The organism is Azospirillum halopraeferens DSM 3675, from assembly GCF_000429625.1.
GTDB classification, from domain to species: domain Bacteria; phylum Pseudomonadota; class Alphaproteobacteria; order Azospirillales; family Azospirillaceae; genus Azospirillum; species Azospirillum halopraeferens.
Genome location: NZ_AUCF01000039.1, coordinates 1 through 23339, shown reverse-complemented (window position 1 = coordinate 23339; position 23339 = coordinate 1). Strand labels below are relative to the sequence as shown.

Below are 23339 nucleotides of genomic sequence, written 5' to 3'. Positions count from 1 at the left end.
AAGTGCCGACCGTATGACAGGGGATTGCGGGGCCGGGCGGGCCTGCGCCGGCCCGGCCCCGCGCGCGCTGTTGCCGGGCCCGCGCCTAGGCCATGGCCAGTTCGCCCCCGGCGACCATATCCTCCTCGGCGTCGTCCATGGTCGTCGGCGCCGTCACCTCCTTGGTCTTCGCCACCGCCGGTGCGGCGGTGCCGTCGATGAAGGGGACGAAGACCTGCGAGATCATCTTCTGGATCGTCGACTCCGGCGGCCACAGGTAGCTGATCAGCAGGCCGATCCCCAGGGCGACGAGGGCCAGGATCGCGCCGGCCCCGCTCCAGACCACGGCGGAGGAGAAGACGCCGATCACGGTGGCCACGGTGGACAGGGCGATGGCCACGAACTGCAGGGTCGCCAGCGCCTTTTGCCAGCCCGACTGGCTCGTCTTCCAGACGTTGACCATGTTGATGCCCTCGGACACCGCGGTCCAGATGCTGGCGATCACCATCAGGCCCTTGGCGATGACGGTGAACGCCTTGCCCATGAAGCTGGCGAAGGCGGCCCATCGGGGCGACGCGGCGATCCGGCCGGCAAGACCGGTGATGCCGCCCACCACGCGGTCGCGGACCCAGCCGACCGCCCGGCCGACCGCGCCCACGAGGCGCGAGAAGAAGCCGCGGACGGCGGCGAACAGGCGGTTGGCGGCAACCGCCTCGGCAATCCCGCCGGCCACCGCGCGCACCGTGGTGACGACCCGCATGACGCCCCGTGCGATGGCCTGGCCGATGGAGCGGAAGAAGCGGCCGAAGGCGCCCGGCTCCTGAGGAATCGGTGCCGCCTGCGCACCCCCGTCGCCGGCCCGCCTGAAGATGGACGTGAACAGGTTCTTGACGTTGGTGGCGAGGGAACGCACGGTCTCGATCGCCAGGGACGTGAAGGTCCCGTAGGTCATCACCTTGTCGACCGTCGAGTCGCTGCCGGTCCCTTGCTGAACGACGTTGAGAACCTTCATGAAGGTGAAGATGTAGCCGGCGATCAGGCCGATGCGGAAGACGCCGGTCAGCTTGGGGTAACGCTGGCTGAACGTCTGCGTCGCGCTGTTGGCGCTCTCGAGGAAGTTCGGGCTGCGGGCGTTGACGAGGCTCTGCACCATCATCGAGGCGAGCTGCTTGGCGGTGAGCCCCTCCGCCTTGAGCAGTTCGTTGAGGTCGCCGGTCTCATCGATCGGGCCGAACACCGTGACGCGGTTGTTGGCCACGTCGTTGAGGAACCGCTCGATGTAGTCGGTGAGGGTCGACTCGTAGTCGGTGATCCGGCCGATGTCGGTGTTCTCCAGCGACTTGGCCAGATAGGCCATGCCGACGCCGTCCATGTAGGTCTGCGAGAGGTTTCCGCTGGCGTCGAGCGCGTAGAGCAGACTCGACACGTTGCGCATGGTCAGCAGCGCCTTCTTCTCGCGGTCGGCCTTCTGCTGCTCGAGCGACGCGACCGACGCCTTCTGGAGCGCGATCGACGATTCCAGAGAGTCGATCATCGTCTGCGTCATGTCGATCATGTCGGTGTCGGGTGGCGACTGGCTCTGGAGCTGCGCCAGCTTCGTCCGGTACTGCGCCAGCTTCGCCTCGAAGGTCGCGATCTTGGCGTTGGCGTCGGCGATCGCCTTCTCCTCCTGCGAGACGTCGCCGCCGACGGTGCCCGTGCCGGAGCTGAGGTTGTCGGTGATGATCTGGAACTGCTTCGGCGCGGTCGCGTATTCGAGGATGCGCTCCGCCCAGGTCATGCCGTCCCAGTCGTCCGGAGTCGGCGCGCCCGCGGGCCGCGCCGCCAGCTTGGCCTTGTCCTCCTCGGCGTAGGCTTTCAGGCTCGGCGCCCGGTCGAAGTAGACGGTGCGCCACAGGGCGCTTTGCTGGCGGGTGTAGGTCTCGTCCGCCCCCAGGGCGGTCTGGACATAGGTCTTCAGCGTCCCCCGCCGCGTGTCGTCGATCGGTCGCGGCACCACCTTGCTGTCGAGTTTCTGGTCGGCCAGCGAGTTGCCGAGGATCGCGGTCGCCATGGTGCTGCGGTACCAGTCGCCGTCCTTCAGGATGGTCTCGATCCGCTGCGGGTCCTTGATGTCCGGCTTCTGTTCCTTGAAATAGTTCTCCATCCACTTGCGACGGCTGGTGACCTCGTCATCCGATGTGTCCTGCCACATCGCGTACTTCATGTTCTCCATCATGTAGGAGGTCGATGCGTTCGAGACGTCGTTGTCGTCGGGCCGCTTGCCGAGGATCGCGAGGATCGCCCTCTGCACCTCGGGGGATTCCAGCTCGGCTTCCGACAGCGCGCTCTCGCCGGAGGGGAGCACCGCATCCACGAAGGCCAGCGGCGGGGTCTCCGCCTCCATCAGGGCCGATTCCACGGCGGCCGGCTCCCGCCGCTCGCCGGTCCAGGTGGTGACGGTCACGTCGCCGTCGGCGCCGAGATCGGTGATGGTGCCGGTGAAGGTGACCGCACCGTCCCGGCCGATGTCGAACACGATGTGGGCGGCGCCGGACAGGCCCGCCGCGTCGGGCGTTTCGGGCAGGAGGATGTCGAGCACGGGACGCCCGCTCCGCGCCTCCAGCGACTGGGTGATGCCGTGCGTCACGTCGAGCGCGTCGAGGAAGACGGAGATGCGCGGCGCGAGCCCCTGCCCGGTCTGCACGCCGATCCGCAGGATCGGGCCGTCCGTTGCGCCGGCGCCGGCGCCGGCGCCGGCGGCGGTCAGCGTCGTGGTGTATTCCGACAGCGGGAAGGCCGTCGCGAACACATGGGACTCGGTTGCGGTCTCCGAATCGTCGCCGATGCTGATGTGTCCGTGCAACTCGGTGCCGGACCTGGCATAGAACAGACTGCCACCGGTGAAGCCGCGATCGCTCTGGTGGGCCCAGGCGACGGAACTGCTGCTGAACTGCGGCTGCGTCACGGTGAAGCGGTCGATCAGGATCCGCCCTTTGTCGAACACCAGCGGCCGCAGGTCGGCGGTCTGGCGGAAGGCATCGGCCTCGTCCGTGTAGGCAAGGCTGAAGAAGGGAACGAACCCGTTCCGGATCGTGGCAATCCAGGACGGAACCTTGTCGTACAACGACTTTTGCGAGTTCATTGCGATCTTCCACGAACGGATTGATTGATACGACCGGAGTTATCTAATACGATAACTCTGTCTCATGAAAAGAAATACCACCTTAGGGGAGGGCCGGCAAGTCGATCATGCGAACAGAGGTCGCGCCGTTACAATTTTCTGCATTATCGACAAAATGAGTCGCGGCGACCGCATATGAATGTATGAGTTGTATGGATCGCTGCCCGCAATGGTGTGTTGATTGTGTCCATCTTCTTCAGATGACCGGACACATCGAGTGTTGATTCTTGGAGCCGGGGCGGCGCGGTTCTCCTTGCCCGACGGCGGCAAGAACCCGCCGGTCCCGAAGGTCGCAGGCGCGGATACGGTCGGGAGCACCGGGCACGAACGGCCGGGCGACGATCCTGCGCGGTCGGGACCGTCCTGACCGTTGCGTTCACACGCCACGCAGGCTTCGGCCCTGTCGGGCCGGCATCAATGAGGTGCCGCCGCCGGGGTCACCATCATGCGCACCAGTTCGGCCAGCGACCTGGCGCCCATCTTCTCCATGGCCATCTGGCGGTGGCCTTCGACGGTCTTGATGGAGATCGCCAACGCCGCGGCGATCTCCTTGTTCTGCTTGCCGTCGAGGACCAGCGCCAGGACCTCCCGCTCGCGCCGGCTCAGGCGGGCCAGGCGGGCCTCGACCGCTTCGCGTTCGGCGCTGTGCTCCAGGATGCTGCGGCTCCGGCGGATGGCGGCGTTGATCGCGTCCAGCAGCTCCTGGTCCTTGAATGGCTTCTCGATGAAGTCCTCCGCCCCGGCCTTCAGCGCCGAGACGGCGAGCGGGACGTCGCCGTGGCCGGTGATCATGATGACCGGCCGCTTGCACCCGCGCTGCTTGAGGTGGCGCAGCAGCTCGATGCCGCTCATGCCGGGCATGCGGACGTCCAGCAGGATGCAGCCCGGCCGCAGCGGCGGCCGCAGGCGGGGGGAGCGCAGGAGGTCTTCGGCCGACGCACAGGTTTCGCAGGCAATGCCGACGGACGCCAGCAGGAAGGCGACGGAGGTGCGCATGCCCTCGTCGTCATCCACCACCAGTACGAGCGGGGCTTCTTCCATCACCGCACCTCTTCCAGGTCGTTCGTCTCCTCGGGGCCGGTCTCCTCCGCCGGGGGCAGGGTGAACGCCACGGTCAGCCCGCCCTGCGGGTTGCCGGTCGCCACGATGCGGCCGCCGTGCCGTTCGACGATGGTGCGGCAGATCGACAGGCCCAGCCCCAGGCCGTCCGGCTTTGTGGTGTAGAACGGCTCGAACAGGCGTGACGCCGCCGCCGCGTCGATGCCCGGACCGCAGTCGCACACGGCGACACGGACCATGCCGTCGACCGTGTCGGTGCGCACGGAGATGGCGCCGCCGCCCACCTCCCGCGTGGCGTCGATGGCGTTCTGCACCAGGTTCAGCAACACCTGCTGCACCTCGATCCGGTCGGCCCGCACCGACGGCAGGCCGATGGCGAACTCCGTGTGGATGCGGACGGCCGAGGGTGTCTCCGGCGCGCCGAACAGGGTCAGGGCCTCGATCACCGCGACGTTGACGTCGATGACGGAGCGCCGGGCGTCGCGGCGGCGGACGAAGCCGCGGGTGCGCCGGATGATGGCGGTGGCCCGCTCCGCCTGCTGGGTCACCGCCTGCACCCCGTGGCGCAGCATGGCCATGTCCGGTTGCCCGGACTCCAGGATGCGGTTCATGCCGTTGGCGAAGTTGGTGATGGCGCCGAGCGGCTGATTGAGTTCATGGGCGATGGTGCTGGCCATCTCGCCGACGATGCCCAGGCGGGAGAGCTGGTCGCGCTCCCGCTGCAGGCGCCGGGCGGTGGCCTCGGCCCGCTCGCGCTCGGCGATCTGGTGCTCCAGCTCGCGGGTGCGCCGGCGCACCAGCACCTCCACGCGGGCGGCGTGGACGACCCACCAGACCGCCGCCGCCGCCGCCACGGCCAGCCATTGCCAGTGGTCGCGGGCCAGCTCCTCCAGCGACGGCGCTGTGCGCGGGTAGGGGCCGATGCGCAGGGTGCGGAACAGCTCGTGCACCGGCGTGTAGTCCAGCGGCGCCGTCCACGACTTGCCCGCCGCCGGGGGCATCAGCAGCAGGGCCGCGGCCACCCGCCGCGCCAGGTCGCGGGGGGTGTGGGGCAGGCGGGCGAAGGGCCAGTCGGGATAGAGCCGCGACGACACCCGGCAGGGCATGTCGATGTGCGGGCGGGCAGCCACCACCGCGAACTCCCCGGGGGCGACGCGCCCCTGCTGCTCCAGCTCTTCCAGCAGGCAGGCGCGCAGGATGCCGGCGTCCGCCGTGCCGGAGCGCACGGCGTCGACCACCCCTTCCATGGGGAAGCCCACCGCGCGCAGGTCGCGCAGGTCCGCGAAGGGGCGCACGCCCGCCTCCTGCATCTCCCGCCAGGCGATCTGGAAGCCGCCGAAGGCTTCCGTCGACACCACCGCCACCGTGCGCCCCCGCAGGTCCTTCAGCGCGGCGATGGCGGGGGTGTCGGCGCGGCGGATGATCGTGGAGCCGATGGCGGCCGTGGGCGTGCCGAGGGGGCCGGCCTCCAGCGTGGCGATGCGCGTCGCCGCGAAGCGCGCCTCCAGCGTCACGTAGCTGCCGGGGTTGGTGATGATGAAATCGACGCTGCGGTCCGCCGCCGCCATCACCACGCCGGGCAGGTCGAGCGGCACCATGGTGAACCGCACCCCGGGGATGGTGGCGTTCAGGTGATCCAGCGTCGGCTCGAAGTCCCGCGCCGCCCGCTCCGATCCCTGGTAGGCGAGCACGCCGACGCGCACGGTGTCCGCGGCGGCCGCGGCCGTGCAGAGACCGACGGTGATCGCCGTCCACAATCCGGCGGCCGCCGCCGTCCGGACCGCGACGGCAAGCAGGCAACCCGGCGTTCGCAGCATGACCGGCACTATACCGCAGCCGCCGGACGGGACGGGGGAATTTGTCGGACCGGTCAGCGGCCGGCGATGAAGCGGCCGAAGGCGCGGCTGCCGTCGCCGGTGGGGATCTCGGCGATGACGCGCAGGCCGGCGGTGTCGATGACGCTGACGGCGTTGCCGAACCAGTTGGCGACGAAGACGCGGGTGCCGTCGGGGTGGGCGGCGATCCCCTCGGGAAAGCCGGCGACGGGGATGGTGGCGACGACGCGCAGGGCCGCCGTGTCGATGGCCGACACGGTGTCGTCGTGCTGGTCGGTGACGAAGGCCAGCGCCCCGTCGGGGGTGACGGCGACCGCGTAGGGGGTGGAGCCCACCGGCACGGCGGCCACCGTCCGCGCCGCGTCCAGGTCGATGACGCTGACGTCGTCGCTTTCCACATTGGCCACCCAGGCGCGCCGTTCGTCGGGGTCGACGGCGATGCCGAAGGGGTGGCGGCCGACCGGAACGGTGGCGGTGACGCGGCCGGCCGCCGGGTCCACCAGCGAGACGCTGTCGTCGTCGCGGTTGGCGACCAGCACCAGGCCGCGGCGCGGCGCCACGGCGACTCCCGACGGGGCCCGCCCCACGGGGATCTCCGCCAGCGTCTCCAGCGTGCCGGTGTCCAGGACGAACAGCCGGTTGCCGTACCAGTCCGCGACGTAGAGCCGCCGCCCGTCGGGATCGGCGTCGATGCCCAGCGGCCCGTCGCCCAGGGTGCGCCGGGCGTCGACGGTGCGGCGGCCGGCGTCGATGCGCTGCACGCTGCGGTCGGCGGGGCCGGTGATGAAGACCGCGCTTGCGTCCGGCGCCACCGCCACCCCCGCGGGGGCGCCGCTGACCGGCAGGGTGGCGACCACCGTGCCGGCCGCGGTGTCCAGCACCGAGACGGTGTCCGCCCCCTGGTTGGTGATCCAGGCGAGCTGGGCCTGCGCCCCGCCGGTCCACCCCGGAGCGAGCAGCAGCAGCAACAGCAGCGCCGCCGCCGAGCGCACCCTATTGCCCTTCCGCCAGAGCCTTCAGGTTGGCCAGCCCGGCGTCGTAGACGCCGGTCACGGCGGTGCGCGCTGCCTCGTCGTTGTACTGTTCCGGCGGGTCGTTGTTCATGTAGCCGCGGTAGAAGGCGCCGCGCCATTCCACCAGCGCGCCGCCGCCGTCGCCCGGCTTCACCTCGATCCACGCGGAATAGTTGGCGACCGGCAGCACGTCGATGTTCACGTCGGTGATGCGGTAGAAATAGCTCCGCTTCTCCGGTTCGTAGCGTTCCAGTTTCTCGGCGATCTCGCCGCCGCCCTTGAGGACGAGGACGCGGGTCGCCCCGGGGGTGTTGCCGCCCTCGGCCTGCGTCTTCTCCACCGCCGGGTGCCAGCGGTCCATGGCGGCGAAATCGCCGACCAGGCTCCAGACCTTGTCCGGCGGGGCCGCGATGGCCACGCTCCGCGTCACCTTCTGGCGGGTCGGGCCGTGTGCATCGGCGGCCGGCGCCGCCGCCACCAGTGCGGCCGCAAGGAGCAGACCCAGTCCCTTCATGCCTCCATCCCCTCTGTCGTGTCCGTTTGTGTCGTGTTCGTTCGTTCAGGCTCGGATCGAGCGGTGCGTCACCGCCAGCGGGCTGATCACGACCACCACGTCATCGGCGTCCACCGATTCCGAGACGGCCATCACCGCGGTGAAGGACAGGACGAAGGTGCGTTCGGAGTCGTACACGGTGAAACAGTCCCGTCCCACCGCGACTACCGCCGCGCGCCGCAATTCCCCCATGTCCGACAGGTTGACGCGCACCCACGATCCCAGATGCCGCAAAAGAATCTCGCGCAGGCCGACGTCCCTGGCGCCGCCGATCGGCGAGTCCATCAGTCGCCGGAGCGAGTCATCGGGAGAAACACTGTCCATGCACGCCCCCGCCGGCGGTAAGCACTTCGTTCGTCGCACGGGAGTGTGCGTCCCCCGGACACGCCCGCGCAACGCGACTTTGGTGCAAGACGCCTCAGCCGCCCGGCGCGCCGGCGACCGGCCAGGCGCCGTCGAAGACGCCGCCCTTGGTGTCCTCGGCGCGCACCGTCAGCGGCCCCGGCCCGTCGGGCACGAAGGTGAAGTGGATGCTGGGGTCCTCGCTCAGCGAGATGTCCGCGTCGACGGCGAGCAGCGGCCGGCCCGCGTGGGCGATGGCGATGGTGGTGAGGTAATGGGGCGGCACGTAGGTCCGGGAGATCTGGTCGAACTGCAGGCCGGAGTTGTTCGGATGGCTGATCAGCACCTGCAGCGTCGCCGGCCGGCCCGGCGCCGCCGCGTCGGCGCCGTTCAGCCGCATGCGGCCCAGGCGGGCCAGCGCCGCCACCTGGTCCTTGCCGGCCGGGGCCGAGCAGCCGCCCGACGCCTTGACGAACCGCTCCGCCATGATCAGGCGGCCGTCCGCCGTCTCGGCCACCGCGCGCAGGGGTGTGTACTCGTTGATGCGGATGCGCGTGGCCACCGCCGGATCGGCGCCGTCCGGCGGGAAGCGGAAGACGGCGGCCAGCGGCGCCGGGTTGTTGTCGATGATCAGGTGCACGCTGCGCACCCCGTCGGGGCTGCGGCGCGGCGCGGTGGCGGTGAAGGACACGGGCACCACGGCGGCGTCCTCGGCCCGCCCCGGCGCCTCCAGCACCAGCCGGTCGCCGGCCGGCTCGATCGGGCGGTCGCCGAACAGCTCCCGGCGGATCTCGGCCCAGCGGGCGCCGTCGCCGGACTCGCCGGCGGCGCGGACCGCGGGAGCCGCCAGGGTGACCAGCGGAACGATCAGCGGTGCCATGAGGATGCTTCGGCGGTTCATGACCATGCCCTCCTGACGGGATGTTTCATTCCCATTCCAACTCGACGAAGGCGGCGGTGACGTTGCGGCGGTGGTAGTCGTCGAACAGCACCCAGCGCCCGGCCTCGCCCCGGCCCACCGTCTCGACCGCCCGTTCGAGGGTGCCGCCGGCCCGGATGACCGCGCGCACCTCATCCGCCAGGACGGTGAGGTAACGGCGCTGGTCGGCCAGAGCGCCCGGCCAGTCTTCCGAAACCGGGCCGTGTCCGGGCACCACCCGCCGGGCCGGCAGGGCAGCCAGTTCGTCCAGCACGGCCAGCCAGCCGGTGACGCTGCCGTCCACCGCGGGAATCCGTTGCGCGAACAACAGGTCGGACGCCCACAGGGTGCCGCCGGCGTGGTCGAACACCGTCAGGTCGTTGTCGGTGTGGGCGGTGGCGTGGGCGCGCAGCGTCAGCCGGCGGTCGCCCAGGTCCAGATCGAGGCTGTCTTCCACCAAAAGTGTCGGCGGCACCGCCGCGCTGGCCTCCGCCATGGCGTCACCGAAGGTGCGGCGCAGGGCCTCGCGGTAATGGGGGGCCCGCTGCGCCAGGGCGGCGGGCAGGGCGCGGTGGCCGACGAAGGCCGGCCGGTCGGCGACGAAGGCGGCGTTGCCGAACACATGGTCGGGGTGGACGTGGGTGTTGATGACGTACCGGATGGGGCGGTCGGTGACGGCCCGCACCGCGGCGCGCAGGCGCCGGCCCGCCTCGGCGGAGCCGCCGGTGTCGATCACCGCCACCGCGTCGCGGCCGACGATGAAGCCGATGTTGGCGATCAGCCCGGCGTTGGCGGGGGTGCTTTCCTCGTGCACGCCCATGTGGACGTGGAGGCCGGGAGCCGGTTGCCGCATCGGCAACGGATCTCCGGCCGCCGGGACGGCGGCGGAGGCGAGCAGGGCCGGCGCCACGACCGCGGCGCCCCGCAGCACGGCGCGGCGGCCCGCGGCCATAGACAAGATGCCTCTCATGTTACTTAATATACCGCAATGCATGGTCTCCAAACCATTGGACGAAGGTACAATTTGAAACGACGGCGAAGGTCCGTATGCTTCCGGTGCAATGAAGGGCTGCGCGAGACACTATTCGTCATCTCATTTGCAACTTGCTCGCCTGGCCACCGCAAGAACCGCTTCGTCTGCGGGGTTCGCCTCCGGGGGGAGTGCCACAGCGGCATGCGCGCCGTCCGCCCTTCGTTATCCAAGCGCCGAATGAACATGCGGGAGGAAACCAGATGACAGGAAAGCTGAAAGCGTCACTGCTAGCCGGCGTTGTCGGCATGGCCATGGTGGTGACGTCCGGGCAGGCGACGGCCAATGACGAGCTGAAGAAGCTCCAGACCGACCCCAACCAGTGGGTCATGCCGCTCGGCAACTACTCCGGCCACCGCTACAGCCCGCTCGACCAGATCAACAAGGACAACGTCAAGAACCTGAAGGTCGCCTGGACCTTCTCGACCGGCGTGCTGCGCGGCCACGAGGGCGGGCCGCTGGTGATCGGCGACGTGATGTATTTCAGCACGCCGTTCCCCAACATCGTCTACGCGCTGGATCTGAACGACAACGGGCGGATCATCTGGAAGTACGAGCCCAAGCAGGACCCGAACGTCATCCCCGTGATGTGCTGCGACACCGTCAACCGCGGCGTCGCGTACGGTGACGGGATGATCTTCCTCAGCCAGGCGGACACCACCCTGGTGGCGCTGGATGCCAAGACCGGCAAGAAGGTCTGGTCGGTGGTCAACGGCGATCCCGGCAAGGGCGAGACGCTGACGGCCGCCCCGCTGGTGATCAAGGACAAGGTCTACGTCGGCACGTCCGGCGGCGAGTTCGGCGTGCGCGGCCATCTGACCGCCTACAACATCAAGACCGGCGAGCGGGTCTGGCGCGGCTACTCCATGGGCCCCGACTCCGACATCCTGATGGATCCGGAGAAGACCACGCACCTGGGCCAGCCGGTCGGCAAGGACAGCGGCACCAACACCTGGGAAGGCGATCAGTGGAAGATCGGCGGCGGCACCACCTGGGGCTGGTTCACCTACGATCCCGATCTGAACCTGATATATTACGGCACCGGCAACCCGTCGACCTGGAACCCGGTGCAGCGCCCCGGTGACAACCGCTGGTCCATGACCATCTTCGCCCGCGACGCCGACACCGGCATGGCCAAGTGGGTCTACCAGATGACGCCCCACGACGAGTGGGACTACGACGGCGTCAACGAGATGATCCTCGCGGACATCGACGTGAAGGGCAAGGCCACCAAGGCGCTGGTCCACTTCGACCGCAACGGCTTCGCCTACACCATGGACCGCACCAACGGCGCCCTGCTGGTCGCCGAGAAGTACGATCCGGTGGTGAACTGGGCCACCCATGTGGACATGCAGACCGGCCGGCCGCAGGTGGTCGCGCAGTACTCCACCAGCCAGAACGGCGAGGACGTCAACACCAAGGGCATCTGCCCCGCGGCACTCGGCACCAAGGACCAGCAGCCGGCGTCGTTCTCGCCCAAGTCCGGGCTGTTCTACGTGCCGACCAACCACGTCTGCATGGACTACGAGCCGTTCCAGGTCTCGTACGTGGCCGGTCAGCCCTACGTCGGCGCCACGCTGAGCATGTACCCGCCGGAGGGTGCCGACCATCTCGGCAACTTCATCGCCTGGGACGCCTCGGCCGGCAAGATCGTGTGGTCCAACCCCGAGCCGTTCTCGGTGTGGAGCGGCGCGCTCGCCACGGCCGGTGACGTCGTGTTCTACGGCACGCTGGAGGGCTACCTGAAGGCCGTCGACGCCGCCACGGGCAAGGAGCTGTACCGCTTCAAGACCCCGTCGGGCATCATCGGCAACGTCAACACCTACACCCACAAGGGCAAGCAGTACATCGCCGTGCTCTCGGGTCTGGGCGGCTGGGCCGGCATCGGCATGGCGGCGGGCCTGACCGAGGACACCGCCGGCCTCGGCGCGGTGGGTGCCTACAAGCAGCTCGCCAACTACACGCAGCTCGGCGGCGTGCTGACCGTCTTCACCGTCGACTGATCGCACCTCTCATACCGACGGCATCGGGCTGATGCCGTCGGTATGCCCCTCTCGATCGATGCCGCGGCATCGATCTGCCGGGTTTGGCGGCCGGAAAGGGATCGACGCGATCCTTTTCCGGCCATATCACCCCCGGCCCCCGCATGGGGCCGGGGCGTCTGCGGCCTGAGCCATCCACGAGGAAGCATGTCCATGAAGTGCCATCCTTGCATCCCGGTCGTCGCGGCGGCGGCCCTCTTCTGCGCGGTGTCGGCGGGCCTGCCTGCCGCGGCCCACGCCCAGGAGGGCGACAAGCCGTACACGGTCGAAGGCGGCAAGGTCGACCAGGGGACCTACAACGGGTTCCGCCGTTATCACAGCATCTGTCACACCTGCCACGGCCCCGACGGGCTGGGCGGCAGCTTCGCGCCCAACCTTGCGGAATCCCTGAAGGTGCTGAAGTTCGAGGAGTTCATCGGCATCGTCGCCGGCGGACGCCAGAACGTTTCCGCCAGCAGCGAGAGCGTCATGCCCGCCTTCGCCCACGACCCCAACGTCATGGACCACATCCAGGACATCTACGCCTATCTGAAGGCGCGGTCCGACGGCGTCCTCGGGCGCGGCCGTCCGGAACGGCTGGCGCAGAAATGAGGGGGCGGCTCGCCGCGCTGGTCCTCTTCGCCCTGGCGGCCGCCGTGCCCGGCGGCGCCGGTGCGGCGGCGCCGGAGGTGCGCGAGCGCCAGGCGCTGCGGGTCTGCGCCGATCCGTCGAACCTGCCCTTCTCCGATGCCGCCGGCCAGGGCTTCGAGAACAAGCTGGCGGAGATGGTGGCGGCCGAACTGGGCGTGCCGGTGCGCTACCACTGGCACCCGCAGACCGTCGGCTTCGTGCGCAACACGCTGGCCGCCCTGCGCTGCGACGTCATCATGGGCATCACCACCACGTCGGAGATGGTGCAGAACACCAACGCCTATTACCGCTCCGTCTACACGCTGGTGTACCGGGCCGATTCCGGCCTGACCGCGCGCACGCTGGCCGACCCGCAGCTCGACGGCCTGCGCATCGGCGTCGTCGCCGGCACGCCGCCCGCCAACCGGCTGGCGGCGCTGAAGCGTTTCGACGGGGTGCGACCCTACCATCTGCTGGTGGACACCCGCTACGACCACCCCGGCCGCGCCATGATCGAGGACGTGGCCAACGGCACCCTCGACGTTGCCGTGGCCTGGGGGCCGATCGGCGGCTATTTCGCCGCCCGCCAGGGGGTTCCGATGACCGTGGTGCCGCTGACCGGGGAGGGGGATGCGACGCGCCTGGACTTCCGCGTGTCGCTGGGAGTGCGCTACGGGCAGGACGACTGGAAGCACACGCTGAACGACGTGCTGGCGAAGCTGGCGCCGCAGATCCGCACCCTTCTGGAATCCTACGACGTGCCGATGCTGGACGAGCGGGCGCAGATCGGCGCCGTTCCGCAGTGATCGCGGTCCTGCTGGCGCTGGTCCTGCTCGCCCTTCCCGCCGCGGCGCAGGAGTCGCCGTTCGACGCCGCCGGCTACCGTGTGCGCGACTTCCGGGCGGAGACGGGGACGACCCCGCCGCCGGGGGCCGCCACGGTGGACACGGCGGCTCTGCACGGCCTGCTGGCGGGCGGCGCCATCCCGGTGGACGTTCTGCCCACCCCGCCGCGGCCGCCGACCCTGCGCGAGGGCGCGCTCTGGATGCCGCAGGAACGGCGCAACATCCCCGGCACCCTGTGGCTTCCCGACCTCGGCCTGCCCGCCCTGTCGGCGGTGCAGGAGGCGCGGTTCCGGGACGCCCTGGAGCCGGCGCGCCGGTCCGGGCGGCCGGTGGTGGCCTATTGCCTGAAGGATTGCTGGCTGTCCTGGAACGCCGCCCGCCGCCTGGCGGAGTGGGGCTTTCCCGACGTGCGCTGGTACCCTGGCGGCACCGAGGAGTGGACCGCGGCCGGCCACCCCGTGGCCCCCGCCACCCCGGCGGTGCCGCCGCAGGCGGGGCGCTGACGAAGGGTGACGGATCGCTTCAGCGCCGGCCCTGCTCCTCGCCGAGCCAGCGGACGAAATAGGCGCCGGCCTTCAGCCAGGCGTGGTCGTTGTCGCCGCGGAAATCGAGGATCTTGCGCACCACCACGGCGCCGGTGTCGCCGTCGCGCACGTCGATGTGCAGGGTGAGAACCAGGTTGCTCATGCGGAAGACCCGGGCGGACAGCACCCGGTCGCTGTCGAGGCGCTGCGCCACCTCGAGGATGCACGCCTCGCAGGCGTGGACGCCGCGGCGGGTGCGCAGGTCGGCCAGCAGGTCGGCCGCCGGCGCGTCGTCGAGCACGCGGTAGAGGCCGGCGGCGTCCAGCTCCGCCTTCAGGGTCCGGCGCAACAGATCGGCGCGCGCCTCCCATTCCGGGAGGCGCGCCGCGTCGCTCATGTCCCCTTCCACCTCGATGTCGAGGACGGCGAGGGTTTTCGGTGCCGGGTCCGCGCCGAACGCCGGGAGCGACGCCGACAGGGCCAGCGCCGCCGCGAACGCGCCGGCGAGGCGCGCCGCTGCCCGGCGGGGCATCATTTCACCTGGAAGGTGCCGGTCATGCCGCGCTTCTCGAAGCCCGGCACGAACCATTCGTAGAATCCCGTGCGCTGCGGGGTGAAGAAGATCTCGATGGTGCCCTGGCGGTCGAACTCTACCCCGTAGAAGGTGTTGGTGTGGACCTCCAGGTTGTCGATGACGATCTGGCGCACCCAGGAATCCCGGAACAGCTCCGGGGCGCGGAACATGTACTCCTTGAAGCCGGCGGCGGTGACCTTCAGGCGGTAGGGCTGGCCGCGGCGCAGGGTGTATTCCTTCTGCGACACGATGAAGTCCTCGGTCGGGCTGCCGAGCACCAGATCGGGGAGCTGTTCGGCCCTGGTCGTGACGGCGGCGGTGGCCTTGTCGTCGTCATCATCGTCGTCGGCATAGGCCGGGGCGATGGCGAGCGACAGCGCGGTGGCGAGTGCGAGTGCCTTCCACATGGTGTTCCCTCCCTTTGGTTGTGGTTCGTTCAGGGGGTTGTCGTTCAGGGGCAGTCCGTGTTGCCCTTGATGGCCTCGAAGAAGGCGACGAGCTGTTGCACCTTCTCGGGTTCCTTGACCTGGAAGAACATGCCGTGGGGCATGGTCTTGCCGTTCTTCTTGTTCAGATAGGCTTTGGGATCGGCCAGGTACTCGGCCAGATCGGTTGCCGTCCACACCACGCCGCCCTCGGCGGCGGCCTTCATGGCGGCGGAATAGCGGGTGAAAGATTCGTCGGCGCCGGCCTTGCGTTCGAACACGTCGTGCAGGTTGGGCCCGGTGGCGCGCGGTTTGGCGCCCGCTTCCAGGGCGTGGCATCCCTTGCAGGAGCCGGCCGCCTTGGCCCCGTCCTGAGCGGCACCGGTGAGTTCGCAGGAGCCGGCGAACGCCGGGGCGGTCCATAGGCAGGCAGACAGGCAGACGGCGGCGATCGGCGCAAATCGGCGGTTCATGCTCTCCTCGACCCTCGTTGTCGTTCGTTCCTTCGGCTGGTTCCCGGCCGGGTTGGATTACGGCATTGCTTGCGCCGTTTGCCAATTGGTCTTTCGTCGAACAATTTTCGCAAAGCATATTGCAGTGCAATAGCGGCAAACCTAGCCTAAAGTCCTAAATTGTACCCCTAGGCAGAACACCGGCATCCTGTAAAATACCTGAATACTCATCAGTCATCAGCATCCGGGGAAGAACTCCGGAGCGGCAGCGGCCGGTCTGCCGGTCCGCCGGACACCGGTAGGGGAGGAAGCCGTCATGAACCCGTTTACGTTGAAGCGTCGTTTCGCCGAGCTGGAGAGCCGGCACGCCGAGTTGCAGACCTGGTTCGAGTCGGCGATGATGATGATTGACGTGGTGCCGGTCCCGCTGATGTGGTGCGATACGACCCGGGGCTTCGCCGTCACCTACGTCAACGCCGCCACGCGGGAGCTGGTGGGCCGGATCGGCGCCGCATTTCCGACGGATGCCGAGGGGGTGACCGGCCGGCACGTGGCCGACCTGTTCCCGGCCGCCGCGGCGGACCTGCGCACCGTGCTGCCGGCGCCCGAACGGCTGCCCTTCGAGACGCGGCTGACCATCGGGGCGGAGTGCGTTGACCTGCGCGTCGCTGCGGTCTTCGATGCCCGGAAGACCTATTGCGGCGCCATGCTGACCTGGCAGCCGGTGACCGAGCGGGTGCGCACGGCGCAGACCTTCGAGGCGACCATCAAGGCGGTGGTCGACGGGCTGGGCGGCGGCGCGTCGCAGATGCGCAGCGCGGCGGCGGAGATGGAAGAAACGGCCGAGCGCACCATCCGCCTCGCCGCGACCGTCGGCGCGGCGGCGGCGGCCATCGACGGGGAGGTGCGCACGGCCGCGCAGGCGGTGCAGTCCCTGGGCAGCCTGACCGGGGAGATCGGCACCATGGCCGGCGAGTCCGCCTCCATCGCCGGTGCCGCGGTGGGGGAGGCGCGGGCCTCGCGGGAAACCGTGCAGGGGTTGGCCGACGCCGCCCAGCGGATCGGCGAGGTGGTTACCCTGATCCAGAGCATCGCCGCCCAGACCAACCTGCTGGCGCTCAACGCCACCATCGAGGCGGCGCGGGCCGGCGAGGCCGGCAAGGGCTTCGCCGTGGTGGCCAGCGAGGTGAAGACCCTGGCCACCCAGACCGCCAAGGCGACCGAGGATATCTCCGGCCAGATCGCCGCCATCCAGGCGGTGACCTCCGATACGGTGCGGGTCACCCAGTCCATCGTCCAGACCATCGACCGCATCGACGGGCTGGTGGGGGCCATCGGCGGCGCGGTGGAGAACCAGGCGCGCATCACCCGCGCGATGGGCAGCAGCATCGAGGCGGCACAGGCCGCCGCCCGCGCCATGACCGGCGACGCCGACGCCATGCGCAGCGCCACCGATGCCACCGGCACCGCCGCCCGGCGGGTGCTGGGCGAGGCGTCGAGCCTGTCGGCGCAACTGGGTGACCTGGACGGCCACGTCGGCCGTTTCCTGACGTCCCTCGCCGCGGCGCGGTAGAGCCGGAGGCATTGGACCAAAGTTCAACCATCAGCTCATTGAACAATCTGTCATTTCCCCGGAAGATGGTTGCCTCTTGCACCGCAGGGAACGGAGGCATCATGCGATATCCGGGACGGAACCCGGGATCGGTCCGGCGGCGGACGGTCGGGGCGTTGGCCCTGGCCCTGGCGCTTGTGGCCGGGGCACCGGCCGTAACGGCGGCGGCGACTGCGACGGCGCCCGGCGGGAAAGAGCCGGCGCGCATCCCCGTCGTCTTCCTGCGCGATGATGAACCGCCGGTGATCCCCCTGTCGCTCCTCGACCCCGTCATCGAGGACCCCGGCGTCCAGGGCGCGCGGCTGGCCGTCGCCGACAACCAGACGACCGGCCGCTTCATGGGCCAGTCGTTCGAGCTGGTGGAGGTGACCCTGCCCGAGGGCGATCCGGCGGAAGCGGTGCGCGCGCTCGCCGGCGAAGGGCACCGTTTCTTCGTCGCCGACCTCAGGGCCGACCGGCTGCTGGCCGTCGCCGACCTGCCGGAGCTGCGGGACGCGCTGGTGTTCAACGCCCGCGCCACCGACGACCGGTTGCGCAACGCCGACTGCCGCGCCAACGTGCTGCACACCGCGCCCAGCCGCGCCATGCTGGCCGACGCGCTGGCGCAGTACCTCATGTACAAGCGCTGGACGAACTGGTTCCTGGTGCAGGGGCGCGGCGACGACGACGCGCTCTACGCCGAGGCCCTGCGCCGCGCCGCCAAGCGGTTCGGCGCCAAGATCGTCGACGAGAAGACCTGGGCGTTCGCCGCCGGCTCCCGCCGGTCCGACAGCGGCCACACCACCGAACAGGCGGAGATCCCCGCCTTCACCCAAGGGGCCGCCCACGACGTGGTGGTCGTCGCCGACGAGGGCGAGGCGTTCGGCGAGTACATCGCCTACCGCACCTTCCGGCCGCAGGTGGTCGCCGGCACCCACGGGCTGGTGCCCACCGCCTGGGCGCGGGTGCACGAGCAGTGGGGCGCCACCCAGTTCCAGGACCGTTTCGAGAAGCTGGCCGGGCGCATCATGGCGCCGCGCGATTACGGCGCCTGGATGGCGGTGCGCAGCATCGGCGAGGCGGCGACCCGTGCCCGCTCCGCCGATCCCGCGGCCATCGCCGCCTACATCCGCGATCCCCGGTTCACGCTCGCCGCCTTCAAGGGGGTCGGCGTCACCATCCGGCCGTGGGACGGCCAGTACCGCCAGCCGGTGCTGCTGGCCGGCCCGCGCATCCTGGTGTCGGTGTCGCCCCAGCCGGGCTTCCTGCACGAGCACAGCGAACTGGACACCCTGGGCCACGACCGGCCCGAAAGCGGCTGCCGCCTGCCCGGGCGCTGATACTGCCACCCACCCACCCGAGTGACGCGAGGAGACGATGACCACGTCCGCACTGACCGCCGCCATCGCCGTTGCCGCCGTCCTCGTTGCGGCGCCCATTGCCGCCGCGCAGGCGTACACGATCTACACGTCCAACGAGAAGGACAACACCATCAGCGTGATCGACGGCACCACGCTGGAGGTCACCGCGACCATCCCCGTCGGCCAGCGGCCGCGCGGCATCACGCTGTCCACGGACAACAAGCTGCTCTACATCTGCACCAGCGACGACAACCACATCGAGGTGCTGGACCTGGAGAAGAACAGCGTCGTGCGAATCCTGCCGTCGGGACCGGACCCCGAGCTGTTCGCGCTGCACCCCGACGGGCGCCACCTCTACATCGCCAACGAGAACGACAACATGGTCAGCGTCGTCGACGTGCAGGCGGGCAAGCTGCTGGCCGAGATCCCGGTCGGCGTGGAGCCGGAGGGCATGGGCCTGAACCCCGACGGGTCCATTCTGGTGAACACGTCGGAAACCACCAACATGGCCCACTTCATCGACACGAAGACGCACGAGATCGTCGCCAACGTGGTGGTCGGCTCGCGCCCGCGCGTCGCCCGCTTCACGCCCGACGGCCGCCATGTCTGGGTGTCGGCGGAGATCGGCGGCGACGTGGCGGTGATCGATTCCGACACCAGGGAGATCGTCCACACCATCGAGTTCGCCATCCAGGGCATCAAGCCCGAGGCCATCCAGCCCGTGGGCATCGAGATGACCGCCGACGGCAAGCAGGCGTTCGTGGCCCTGGGGCCGGCCAACCGCGTGGCGGTGATCGACATGGCCACCTACGAGGTGACGCGCTACGTCCTGGTCGGCCAGCGCGTGTGGAACGTGGCCCTGGCGCCCGACGGGAAGCGGCTGTTCACCACCAACGGCGTCAGCAACGACGTCACGGTCATCGACGTCGACCGGATGCGGGCGATCAAGTCGGTGCCGGTGGGCCGCATGCCCTGGGGCGTGGTGGTGCGGCCGTGAGTGCGGCGGTGGCCTCCGTCCCCGCGCCGGCGCGCACGGGGACCGACGCCGCCGCGGCGGCGCCGGCGGCGCTGGAGGTCGCCGGCCTGTCCTATGCCTACGGCCGGCGCCGGGCGCTGGACGACGTGTCCTTCACCCTGGACGGCGGCCGCTTCGCCCTCCTGTTCGGCCTGAACGGGGCGGGGAAGACGACGCTGTTCTCGCTGCTGACCCGGCTCTTCACGGCACCGCAGGGGCGCATCCGCATCCTCGGCCATGACCTGGAGCGCCAGCCCGGCGCCACGCTGGCGCGCCTCGGCGTGGTGTTCCAGCAATCCACCCTCGACCTCGACCTCACGGTGCGGCAGAATCTGGAGTACCACGCCGCCCTGCACGGCCTCGGCCGCGCCGTGACGCGCGCCCGCATCGCCGAGGAGCTGGAGCGCAACGGCCTGGCCGACCGCGCCCGCGACCGGGTGCGGGCGCTCAGCGGCGGCCAGCGCCGCCGGGTCGAGATCGCCCGCGCCCTGCTGCACCGCCCCGACCTGCTGCTGCTGGACGAGCCGACGGTGGGGCTGGACGTGCGCAGCCGCCAGGACATCGAAGCGCACGTGCGCACGCTGTGCGCGACCGACGGGCTGGCGGTGCTGTGGGCCACCCACCTGACCGACGAGGCGTCGCCCGGCGACCGGCTGGTGGTGCTGCACCGGGGGCGGCTGTGCTTCGACGGAACGGTTGCCGGGGCGCTGGCCGCCCGGGGCGGCGGCGACCTGCGCGCCGCCTTCATGGCGCTGATCGGGGAGGCGGAATGACCGCGGTCCACTACTGGCGCTGCTTCTGCGGCATCCTGATGCGCGAGGTGCTGCGCTTCGTCCACCAGCGCGAGCGTTTCCTGTCGGCGCTGGTGCGCCCGCTGCTGTGGCTGTTCATCTTCGGCGCCGGATTCCGCCAGGTGCTGGGCGTGTCGATCACGCCGCCCTACGAGACCTACATCCTTTACGAGGTCTACATCACCCCGGGGCTGGTGGCGATGATCCAGCTTTTCAACGGCATGCAGAGTTCCCTGTCGATGGTCTACGACCGCGAGATGGGCAGCATGCGCACCCTGCTGGTCAGCCCGCTGCCGCGCTGGTACCTGCTGCTGTGCCGCCTGCTGGCGGGGGTGGCGGTGTCGATCGTGCAGGTCTACGTGTTCCTCGCCATCGCGTGGGCGTGGGGGATCGAGATGCCGCCGCTCGGCTACCTCGCGGTGCTGCCGGCCCTGGTGGTGTCGGGGCTGATGCTGGGGGCGCTGGGCCTGCTGCTGTCCTCGGCGATCAAGCAGCTCGAGAACTTCGCGGGGGTGATGAACTTCGTCATCTTCCCGCTGTTCTTCACCTCCACGGCGCTCTACCCGCTGTGGCGGCTGCGCGACGCCAGCCCGCTGCTGGCCGACATCTGCGCCCTCAACCCCTTCACCCACGCGGTGGAGCTGATCCGCTTCGCCCTCTACCTGGACTTCAACACCACGGCCCTGGCCGCCGTCGCCGCGGCGACGGCGGTGTTCCTGGCCGCCGCCTTCTACGGTTACGACCCGGCGCGCGGCTTCACCCGGGGCAAGCAAACGGCCTGACGGGCAAAACGGCCTGACGGACAAAACGGGATGACATCCATGCTGCCGCTCCTCGCCCTCCTCGTCCCCCTGGCGCTCGCCGCTCCGGCGGCGCACGCCGCCGACCCGGCCGACCCGCTGTGGCCGTGCGTGCAGCGCTTCGTGCCCACCGTCTCCGCCTCGGTGTTCTGGGACGGCCCGCCGGTGGAGGACGTCGACTGGCGCTCCGACGCCGAGGTGGCGCGCCTGGTCGACGCCCTGCTGGCGGACCCCGACGCCCGGCCCGACGAGGCGGTCACCCGCTTCGCCGACTCCATCGCCGATCCGGCGGAGCGCGAGGAGCGCCTGACCCAACTGTTCGCCGGCCTGCTGGAGCGCATCAACGCCCACCGCAGCACCGCCATCGCCGCCATCCGCAAGCAGGCGGGCACGCTCAACACCCTGGCCGACCAGCTCAGCGACGCGCTGGGGGAACGCGGCCGCCTGCTGGCCACCGTCAAGGACCCGGACCCCGCCCGGCTGGCCGAGATGGACCAGCAGATCTACTGGATGCAGCGGGTCTTCGACAGCCGGCGGCGCGCCCAGACCTATCTGTGCGAGGAACCGGTGCAGGACGAACAGCGTCTGGGCGTGCTGGCCCGCGCCGTGCTGGCGCACATGCCGTGAGCCGTCGGCCGGCCCCCGGCACACCATTGTGCGAAGGTGGGGGTTGTGCGCCGTCGCCCCCGGAGAGCATGCTGAGGATTGCGGAACAAACGAACCATCGGTGGGGACCATGGCGAAGGCAGAGAAGCCGCTGACGCGGACCGGCAAGGCCCGGGTGCTGGTGGCGGACGACCATCCGCTGTTCCGCAGCGCCCTGCACCAGGTCGTCGCGCAGGTGTTCGGCGAGGCCGAGCTGATCGAGGCGTGCGATCTGGACGAGGCGATCGAGGTGGCCACCGGCACCGACGACCTGGACCTCATCCTGCTCGACCTCAACATGCCCGCGATGAACGGGTTCTGCGGGCTGATGTCGCTGCGCAACGAGGTGCCGACGGTGCCCGTGGTGGTGGTGTCGGGCAGCGAGGACCCGGACAATGTCCGCGAGGCCATCACCTACGGCGCCGTCGGGTTCATTCCCAAGTCGCTGGCCATGGACGCCATGGCCGAGGCCCTGCGCACGGTGCTGGCCGGCGGCGTGTTCGTTCCCGCCCCGGCGGACGCGCGGCCCAAGGCCACCCGCCGCCGCAGCGAGGAGGACGAACGCTTCGCCGGACGCGTCGCCAGCCTGTCGCGCCAGCAGCGGCTGGTGCTGGAAATGCTGGTCAAGGGCCAGTCCAACAAGCAGATCGCCTATGTGCTGGACGTCACGGAAAGCACCGTGAAGGCCCATGTCTCGGCGATCCTGCGCAAGCTCAACGTGCAGAGCCGCACCCAGGCGGTCATCCACGCGGGCAAGCTGTCCCTGCGCGACATCGGCGCCGCGGCGTCCTGACGGGCTCGCGCGGCCCTCCCCCGCCGCAGGCAGGGGGGGGCGGCCGGTGGCATCAGGTCTCCGGCGGCCCGCAGGTCCAGCGGCGGACGATCCAGCCGGGATGGGTCTGCTGCCACTCCGCCGCCAGCATCTGGCCTTCGAACATGCAGGATTGGGTCGTCGGGTAAGGTGCAACAAACGATGGGCGTTCACTGTGGCAGTTGCCGGGGGACGCCACCATGCAGACGACGAAGACGAGTTCGATCATGGGTTCTGCCTTTGTGTCGATAAGACAAGATACCAACAACCATTCGACCCATTTGGCTCAGGAAACACGGCGCAGGTCCACCGTTTTTTATGCCGGGCGCGGCATCGTATGGGAGCGTGGCATGGCGCACCGCGGTTCACCCGATGGGACGGCCCCGGAGACGAGCGCGCCGCCGGAGGCGGGGTGATGGCCGGTGCGGCGCGGCGGGTGCGGCCGTTCCCGGCGGTGCCGGGGCCCCTGCCGATCCTTCCCCTGTCGTGCGGCGAGCCGGCCGCGGCGTTCCGCGCGCTGGCCGGCGAGCCCTGGTCGATGCTGCTGGACAGCGCGGCGCGCGGCGACGCCCGCGGCCGCTGGAGCTACATCGTGGCCGACCCGGTGGGCACGGTGGAGGCGGTGGACGGCACCACCCTGGTGGACGGGGTGCCGGTCCCCGGCGATCCCTTCACGGCGCTGGAACGCGCCCTGGCGGCCCTGGCGCCGGCCGGCGGTGCCATCGGCGGCGGGCCGGCGCCGTTCGTCGGCGGGGCGGTCGGCTTCATCGGTTACGAGGCGGGGCGGCGGTTGGATTTGCCGGTGTCGCGCCACGCCAACCCCGGCGGCGAGCCGGAACTGGCCTTCGGCCTCTACGACGCCGTCGCCGCCTTCGACCACGCCAGCGGGCGGGCGTGGGTCGCGGCGGCCCGGCCGGAGGCGGCGGCGCGGGCCCGCCGCCTGGCCGCCCGCCTGGAAGCC

General features: G+C 70.2%; 23 protein-coding genes and 1 pseudogene. 12 read left to right on the top strand and 12 right to left on the bottom strand.

Going from position 1 to position 23339, the window contains the following annotated elements; translation table 11 throughout:
* Window positions 1-85: 85 nt before the first annotated feature.
* From G472_RS0123250 to G472_RS0123215, 8 genes are all read right to left on the bottom strand, one after another.
* Entirely contained in the window at window positions 86-3103 is a 3018-nt protein-coding gene (locus G472_RS0123250) for a hypothetical protein (protein WP_029010288.1), read from the bottom strand.
* A 453-nt stretch (window positions 3104-3556) separates the two neighbouring features.
* Entirely contained in the window at window positions 3557-4183 is a 627-nt protein-coding gene (locus G472_RS0123245) for a response regulator transcription factor (protein WP_029010287.1), read from the bottom strand.
* Entirely contained in the window at window positions 4183-6018 is a 1836-nt protein-coding gene (locus G472_RS35185; RefSeq protein ID WP_084536871.1) for a sensor histidine kinase, read from the bottom strand. The genes G472_RS0123245 and G472_RS35185 overlap by 1 nt, the downstream gene beginning before the upstream one ends.
* A 53-nt stretch (window positions 6019-6071) precedes the next feature.
* The gene (locus G472_RS0123235) at window positions 6072-7028 is read right to left on the bottom strand and encodes a YVTN family beta-propeller repeat protein (RefSeq protein WP_035693526.1); all 957 of its coding nucleotides are present in this window, start codon (window positions 7026-7028) and stop codon (window positions 6072-6074) included.
* 1 nt (window position 7029) lies between these two features.
* Entirely contained in the window at window positions 7030-7563 is a 534-nt protein-coding gene (locus G472_RS0123230) for an SRPBCC family protein (protein WP_029010285.1), read from the bottom strand.
* 45 nt (window positions 7564-7608) lie between these two features.
* On the bottom strand, window positions 7609-7887 hold the full coding sequence (locus G472_RS0123225; protein ID WP_029010284.1) for a hypothetical protein: 279 nt from the start codon (window positions 7885-7887) through the stop codon (window positions 7609-7611).
* 133 nt (window positions 7888-8020) lie between these two features.
* Window positions 8021-8845 carry a quinoprotein dehydrogenase-associated SoxYZ-like carrier gene (locus G472_RS0123220; RefSeq protein ID WP_084536874.1) on the bottom strand — a complete coding sequence of 275 codons (825 nt, stop codon included), beginning with the start codon at window positions 8843-8845 and terminating at the stop codon, window positions 8021-8023.
* A 25-nt stretch (window positions 8846-8870) separates the two neighbouring features.
* Window positions 8871-9815: a quinoprotein relay system zinc metallohydrolase 2 gene (locus G472_RS0123215; RefSeq protein ID WP_035693524.1), complete on the bottom strand. Its 945-nt coding sequence runs from the start codon at window positions 9813-9815 to the stop codon at window positions 8871-8873.
* Window positions 9816-10096: 281 nt separating this feature from the next.
* On the opposite strand from G472_RS0123215, the gene G472_RS0123210 reads away from it, so the two are divergent.
* The 4 genes from G472_RS0123210 (at window position 10097) to G472_RS0123195 (ending at window position 13892) form a co-directional block, all read left to right on the top strand.
* The gene (locus tag G472_RS0123210; protein WP_084536870.1) at window positions 10097-11896 is read left to right on the top strand and encodes a methanol/ethanol family PQQ-dependent dehydrogenase; all 1800 of its coding nucleotides are present in this window, start codon (window positions 10097-10099) and stop codon (window positions 11894-11896) included.
* A gap of 192 nt (window positions 11897-12088) precedes the next feature.
* Entirely contained in the window at window positions 12089-12526 is a 438-nt protein-coding gene (locus G472_RS35180) for a c-type cytochrome (RefSeq protein WP_051341184.1), read from the top strand.
* Window positions 12523-13350, top strand: coding sequence for a quinoprotein dehydrogenase-associated putative ABC transporter substrate-binding protein (locus tag G472_RS0123200; RefSeq protein ID WP_029010280.1), 828 nt, complete (start codon window positions 12523-12525; stop codon window positions 13348-13350). Before G472_RS35180 ends, G472_RS0123200 begins: the two co-directional genes overlap by 4 nt.
* A complete protein-coding gene (locus G472_RS0123195; protein ID WP_029010279.1) occupies window positions 13347-13892 on the top strand; it encodes a rhodanese-like domain-containing protein in 546 nt (181 codons plus the stop codon). The genes G472_RS0123200 and G472_RS0123195 overlap by 4 nt, the downstream gene beginning before the upstream one ends.
* 19 nt (window positions 13893-13911) lie before the next feature.
* Here the strand turns inward: G472_RS0123195 and G472_RS0123190 are convergent, their stop codons facing one another.
* The 3 genes from G472_RS0123190 to G472_RS35175 are packed head-to-tail and all read right to left on the bottom strand — an operon-like array spanning window position 13912 to window position 15385.
* Window positions 13912-14445, bottom strand: a complete 534-nt coding sequence (locus tag G472_RS0123190) for a DUF2380 domain-containing protein (protein ID WP_029010278.1) — start codon at window positions 14443-14445, stop codon at window positions 13912-13914.
* The gene (locus tag G472_RS0123185; RefSeq protein WP_029010277.1) at window positions 14445-14894 is read right to left on the bottom strand and encodes a cupredoxin domain-containing protein; all 450 of its coding nucleotides are present in this window, start codon (window positions 14892-14894) and stop codon (window positions 14445-14447) included. Before G472_RS0123185 ends, G472_RS0123190 begins: the two co-directional genes overlap by 1 nt.
* A 44-nt stretch (window positions 14895-14938) precedes the next feature.
* The gene (locus G472_RS35175; RefSeq protein WP_051341183.1) at window positions 14939-15385 is read right to left on the bottom strand and encodes a c-type cytochrome; all 447 of its coding nucleotides are present in this window, start codon (window positions 15383-15385) and stop codon (window positions 14939-14941) included.
* A 295-nt stretch (window positions 15386-15680) separates the two neighbouring features.
* On the opposite strand from G472_RS35175, the gene G472_RS40680 reads away from it, so the two are divergent.
* The 7 genes from G472_RS40680 (at window position 15681) to G472_RS0123145 (ending at window position 22360) form a co-directional block, all read left to right on the top strand.
* Window positions 15681-16937 carry a methyl-accepting chemotaxis protein gene (locus tag G472_RS40680; protein WP_051341182.1) on the top strand — a complete coding sequence of 419 codons (1257 nt, stop codon included), beginning with the start codon at window positions 15681-15683 and terminating at the stop codon, window positions 16935-16937.
* A gap of 155 nt (window positions 16938-17092) precedes the next feature.
* Window positions 17093-18295, top strand: a complete 1203-nt coding sequence (locus G472_RS0123170) for an ABC transporter substrate-binding protein (RefSeq protein ID WP_245593563.1) — start codon at window positions 17093-17095, stop codon at window positions 18293-18295.
* 37 nt (window positions 18296-18332) lie between these two features.
* Entirely contained in the window at window positions 18333-19313 is a 981-nt protein-coding gene (locus tag G472_RS0123165; protein WP_029010275.1) for a PQQ-dependent catabolism-associated beta-propeller protein, read from the top strand.
* 8 nt (window positions 19314-19321) lie between these two features.
* Complete coding sequence (locus G472_RS0123160) at window positions 19322-20104, top strand: ABC transporter ATP-binding protein (RefSeq protein WP_051341180.1); 783 nt, start codon at window positions 19322-19324, stop codon at window positions 20102-20104.
* Window positions 20101-20904: an ABC transporter permease gene (locus G472_RS35165; protein ID WP_035693522.1), complete on the top strand. Its 804-nt coding sequence runs from the start codon at window positions 20101-20103 to the stop codon at window positions 20902-20904. Before G472_RS0123160 ends, G472_RS35165 begins: the two co-directional genes overlap by 4 nt.
* Window positions 20905-20943: 39 nt before the next feature.
* On the top strand, window positions 20944-21549 hold the full coding sequence (locus tag G472_RS0123150; protein ID WP_029010273.1) for a hypothetical protein: 606 nt from the start codon (window positions 20944-20946) through the stop codon (window positions 21547-21549).
* A 109-nt stretch (window positions 21550-21658) separates the two neighbouring features.
* Window positions 21659-22360: a response regulator gene (locus G472_RS0123145; protein ID WP_051341179.1), complete on the top strand. Its 702-nt coding sequence runs from the start codon at window positions 21659-21661 to the stop codon at window positions 22358-22360.
* A gap of 52 nt (window positions 22361-22412) precedes the next feature.
* Here the strand turns inward: G472_RS0123145 and G472_RS38345 are convergent, their stop codons facing one another.
* The gene (locus G472_RS38345; RefSeq protein WP_084536867.1) at window positions 22413-22607 is read right to left on the bottom strand and encodes a hypothetical protein; all 195 of its coding nucleotides are present in this window, start codon (window positions 22605-22607) and stop codon (window positions 22413-22415) included.
* A gap of 186 nt (window positions 22608-22793) precedes the next feature.
* Between G472_RS38345 and G472_RS35160 the strand changes: the two are divergent.
* Window positions 22794-23339: pseudogene (locus tag G472_RS35160) on the top strand (aminodeoxychorismate/anthranilate synthase component I); the annotation flags it as partial.